Source organism: Alcanivorax sp. HI0083 (genome assembly GCF_001635175.1).
This window is the reverse complement of the sequence record NZ_LWFX01000896.1, coordinates 1-4,583: the sequence shown is the minus strand read 5'-3', so window position 1 is coordinate 4,583 and position 4,583 is coordinate 1. Positions and strand designations below refer to the sequence as shown.

5 protein-coding genes and 1 pseudogene are annotated in these 4,583 nt (G+C 57.2%); 4 read left to right on the top strand and 2 right to left on the bottom strand.

Annotation, left to right across the window (positions count from 1 at the left end; translation table 11 throughout):
- The first annotated feature begins 107 nt into the window (after positions 1 to 107).
- The 3 genes and pseudogenes from minE to A3754_RS08740 all read left to right on the top strand — a co-directional run bounded on the left by minE (position 108) and on the right by A3754_RS08740 (position 3,053).
- Positions 108 to 359, top strand: a complete 252-nt coding sequence (minE, locus tag A3754_RS08745) for a cell division topological specificity factor MinE (protein ID WP_063519356.1) — start codon at positions 108 to 110, stop codon at positions 357 to 359.
- Between the two features lie 337 nt (positions 360 to 696).
- Positions 697 to 1,151 (top strand): annotated as a pseudogene (locus A3754_RS28840) (7TM-DISM domain-containing protein); the annotation flags it as partial.
- Between the two features lie 39 nt (positions 1,152 to 1,190).
- A complete protein-coding gene (locus tag A3754_RS08740) occupies positions 1,191 to 3,053 on the top strand; it encodes a 7TM diverse intracellular signaling domain-containing protein (protein WP_082872360.1) in 1,863 nt (620 codons plus the stop codon).
- A gap of 9 nt (positions 3,054 to 3,062) precedes the next feature.
- On the opposite strand, the gene A3754_RS08735 is transcribed toward A3754_RS08740, so the two are convergent.
- Together A3754_RS08735 and A3754_RS08730 are read right to left on the bottom strand one after the other, a co-directional pair.
- The gene (locus A3754_RS08735) at positions 3,063 to 3,377 is read right to left on the bottom strand and encodes an antibiotic biosynthesis monooxygenase (RefSeq protein ID WP_063519354.1); all 315 of its coding nucleotides are present in this window, start codon (positions 3,375 to 3,377) and stop codon (positions 3,063 to 3,065) included.
- Positions 3,377 to 4,138 carry a zinc-dependent peptidase gene (locus tag A3754_RS08730; protein ID WP_063519353.1) on the bottom strand — a complete coding sequence of 254 codons (762 nt, stop codon included), beginning with the start codon at positions 4,136 to 4,138 and terminating at the stop codon, positions 3,377 to 3,379. Before A3754_RS08730 ends, A3754_RS08735 begins: the two co-directional genes overlap by 1 nt.
- A gap of 50 nt (positions 4,139 to 4,188) precedes the next feature.
- On the opposite strand from A3754_RS08730, the gene A3754_RS08725 reads away from it, so the two are divergent.
- Positions 4,189 to 4,583, top strand: a 395-nt coding sequence (locus A3754_RS08725) for an EamA family transporter (protein ID WP_231880558.1), incomplete at its 3' end; no start/stop codon positions are given.

Genomic DNA, 4,583 nt, shown 5'->3' with positions numbered 1-4,583 from the left:
AGGCCTACAGCGATGCCGTTGCCCGCTTTCTGGGCGACCAGCTGCCGCACCGCTTTCTTACCACTAACAAGAAAGGTCTATTCGGCCGTCTGTTTGGAGGCTAACGGATGAGCATCTTCAGTTATCTGCTTCCCAAGAGGCAGAACACGGCATCTGTGGCAAAAGAACGCCTGCAGATCATTGTCGCCCGCGAACGCTCCACCCGCGGCGGCCCGGATTACCTGCCACAGCTTCAGGAAGAGCTGCTTCAGGTAGTACGCAAGTATGTGCCAGTGGATCAGGACGCGGTTAACGTTCAGGTTGACCGGGAATCCGGATGTGAGATTCTCGAATTGAATATCACCCTGCCGGAAGGCTGATTCCCTATCGTGACGTGCCCCTGTTGTTGGCCACTCGCGCAACAGGGGCACGCCGATAGCCGCACGCCGCCCTCTTCGCCCCCCCTTTCACACCACCTTGCCTGTTCTCATGTAGCCTTCCATCACTGGCCTCACTGGGACAATTGCGCCACCATAGTGTCACGATAAATTGCCTGCGCAGCCTTGCTGCTCGAGCTTTCAGGCAGGTGTGCCATGAGGCTCCTTGGCCCGATAAAACAATAAAATCAGGTGTTCTCTGCCAGGATAATGGCATCGCGTAGACAGGCTATTTGCCAATAGCGACGCAGCCAATCCGATTGAGAACGGAGGGAAATCCATGTTGGTCAGGGCACTGATTGGATTGCTACTGCTCGCGAACCTGCCAGGCATCGCGCTGGCCGGCACTTCGACACCGATACAAACCCTCTCACTGCACCCCCCAGTGCAGTCCATGCCGCTCGCTCCCAACTTGCAAAGCTGGTGTGATGGTACCGGCGAAGCCAACCTGACCGACGCCCGCCAGGCTGACTACCAGCCGCTCAAGCGCCAACAAATCAGCTTTGGTTATCGGCGCGACGCCTGCTGGTTTCGCGTGCGCTTCGAAAACACTGGCGACGGGGAATTACCGCTGTGGCTACAGGTCGACTATGCCATCCTGGATGAAGTGGATTTTTTCTGGTCGACGACCGAGGCGTGCAATCAACCCATATGGGCGACACCTTGCCTTTTTCCAGCCGCCCCGTGCATATCCGCACTTTCACTCTCCCCTTCACGCTGTTACCGGATACCCCGCGCACCCTGTATCTGCGCGTCTACTCACTGACCAGCGCCATGACCGTACCGGTCAGCCTCGTCGGCCGAAATACATTCATCGAACAACAAAGCAGCAACGAATGGCTAATGGGAGGGTTTTACGGCATTGGCCTGGGGCTACTGTGCTACCACCTGGTGCTATGGCTGGGCGGACGTGAAAGAAACAGCCGCTTCTATGTTCTGCATCTGGCCTCATCCACACTCTATGTGGCTACCCTGCAGGGGGTTTTGCAGCAATTCTGGTTCGAATCCCAGGTATTACCGCAAAACACCAATCACTTTTTTGGCTACATGAGCCTGCTATCCGGGTTACTGTTTGCGCGCGATTATTTACAAACCCGGCGATGGCAATGGCTGGACCGGCTTCTCTTGTTCCTGTGCGCTACCCAAGCCATCATTATCGCCATCCTGCTGGCTAGCCCCGTCGGCACCCTGGCTCCACTGCAAGGTGGCGTTGCCCTGCTGACGCTGGCGGTCTTGCTGCTTTCGGGACTTTACAGTCTATTTCAGGGACGCCCCGAGGCCCGCATTTTCGTGTTGGCATGGAGCACATTCCTGCTCACCGTCACGTTGTTGGCGCTGGGCGCCTATGGCGTCATCACCCTGCCCGGAATTCTCACGGTAATCGGCGTTCAGGTCGGTCTGGTCATGCAACAGGTTCTTTTGTCTTTCGGGCTTGCCGGGCGCTTTCGCAGCCTGAAGAAGGAAAGCCTGCAGCGGCAACAGGAAATTGCCCGTACTCAGGCGGAAAATGACGCCAAGAGTGATTTTCTCGCCAAGATGAGCCACGAAATACGCACCCCCATGAATGCAGTACTGGGGCTGGCAGACCTGCTCCGAGGCACCCGCATGGACGCGACACAGCGCAACTATGTGGAAACCATCTACAGTGCCGGTAGCAGCCTGCTCAATGTCATCAATGACATCCTCGACTTTTCGAAAATCAGCTCAGGAAAACTGCAACTGGAGGTCAGCACATTCAATCTTCACCAATTGCTGGAGGATTGCCTGATGATCTTCCACGCCAGCGCGGAGCAGAAGAACATCCACCTGGTCAGCGACTGGGACGAAACCCTGCCGGAATGGGTCAAGGGCGATCCGACACGGCTACGTCAGATATTGCTCAATTTGCTTTCCAATGCGGTGAAATTTACCGATCACGGAGAAATCGCCCTTAAAGCCCGCACCGCAGACAGCCTGGAACGTGACACCCTGTTGCTCAGCTGCCAGGTATCGGATCATGGCATCGGTATCAGCCGTGAGGAACTGAGCAACCTGTTTCACTCCTTTCAGCAGGCAGACAGCTCCACCTCACGAAAATACGGCGGAACCGGCCTGGGGCTGGCCATTTCCCGGCAGCTGGCTGAACTAATGCAAGGACGGCTGGAGGCACGCAGTAAACCCGCCAAGGGCTCCATATTTACCCTTACGGTCCCTCTGCAACGAAGCGAGAAAAACGAGAACCAGCCGGAACGTCCGGCGCAGCATGGTACCGAGGGGCTACGCGTCCTCGTGGTGGAAGACAACGCCGTTAACCAGATGGTGATTGGGGCACTGCTCGACACCCTGTCCGTGGAGGTCAAGCTTGCCAGCAGCGGTGAAGAAGCCTTGCAGGCGATAAGCCAGCAACAGGACTTCGCGGATATGATATTGATGGACTGCGAAATGCCGGGACTGGATGGCTATCAAACCACACGGCTTATCCGTGATCTGGAAAGTCAGCTAGGTAGAGAACCGCTGCCCATTCTGGCGCTCACCGCCCATGCCACCACAGAGCATCGTGAACGCTGCTTCGCCTGCGGCATGAACGACCATATATCCAAGCCGGTGACCCGCTCACAGCTCAAGGAAAAGCTGTTGCAGTGGTCTCCGCCCCGCTAACCAACAGCATCACATCGTGCCTGGCAGGGCCTGCCATTCCGGCTCTTCATACTCGCCGATCACGGTAACCTCGACGACTTTGGCGTGCTTTTCCAGAATTGCCTTGACCCTGGCGCTGCGGGTGTCGTCCTTGGCATCGCGGTGTGTCTTGCTCTCCCAATGGGCGATGGCCAGTACGGTGTCCGGGTAACCAATCTTGCGGTGCAAATAGGTGCCTTTTGCTCCTTCGCTTTGCTGAATGATTTCACTGGCTTCCACCCAGCCCCGGGCATATTCCTCCACGCTAAAGCCCGGCTTGACCCGTACCTCAAAAATAAATTTCATCAGCGCTCTCCCTGTCGATAAAACTGTGCCAACAGGCGGTACAGGGCCGGCCAGTCCTTGTAGAGCTGGTCCGGCCCTTCGAAAAAGGCCTCACTGCACACCGCAAAAAACTCACCCGGACCGGTCAACGCATAAGCATCCACCGGCATGGGCCGGTGGTGCTGATAATCGCTCAGCAACTCTTCCCAGCACGCGGTGAAGGTGTCATGCCATTGTTTCGGGTTCATCCCGGTATGCAACGGCGGCCTGCCGTTGGCGCCATTACGGCGCATGTCCAGTTTGTGGGACATTTCATGGATCACCACATTGCTGGCCCGGTTATCCGGCGCACAGGCATCACTGATCGCGTCCCAGGAGAGAATCACCGGGCCCTGATGCCAGGCCTCACCGGCCAGCACAGGCCCCTGGGCATGAACCACGCCGTCTTCGCTCAGGTGTGGCCGATTGGGAATGAAGGCACCTTCATACAAAATCACCGTGTACCAACCGTCATACCAATCCAACCCCAGGTACAGGATGGGCACACAGGCCATGGTTGCCACTTTTAGGCACATTGCATCGGTATAAGCGAACCCGCCGCCAGAGGCGATGCTTTTGCGGGCCAGGAAGCGCAGCGAAAGATCAAACAACACCGTTCGCTCTTTACCTTCAAACCGGGCCATCAATGGCCAATCGCCCACTGCGGCCTCCCATTCTTGCCGGGTATACCCCATCTTCCTGACCCGACGGGCGTCCCGCCAGTTTTTCCAGGCTGCAAACATTCACTGTCCTCACGTTCCGCTTTTTGTGATTACTGGCGTCTACTTTGACCATGAAAGCGGCGTTTCACCAGTCGTTACCGGTCAGCATGGCTGTGCTACCATCGCCAACCGGTTTCTACTGCGAATACTGTTCAGTGCCTATCCGCCCATCCCATAAAGCCGACCTGCTGCTTCTGGTGGTCACGCTTCTGGCTGCCATCAGCTGGATGTTCTCCAAAGAAGCGGTGCTGGCCATGCCTCCTCTGTTATTCATGTCGCTGCGCTTCCTGCTGGCGGCAAGCCTGCTGGCCATGGCGGCGCATCATCAACTGCGCCGTCTGAGCGGCCAGCAGCTGCTCCGCTGTGTCCGGGTTGGTACCGTTTTCGGCATTGCCATGAGCTGCTGGGTAATGGGCCTGGCCATGGGCGAACACGTGGGGGAAGGCGCCTTTCTGACCAGCCTGGG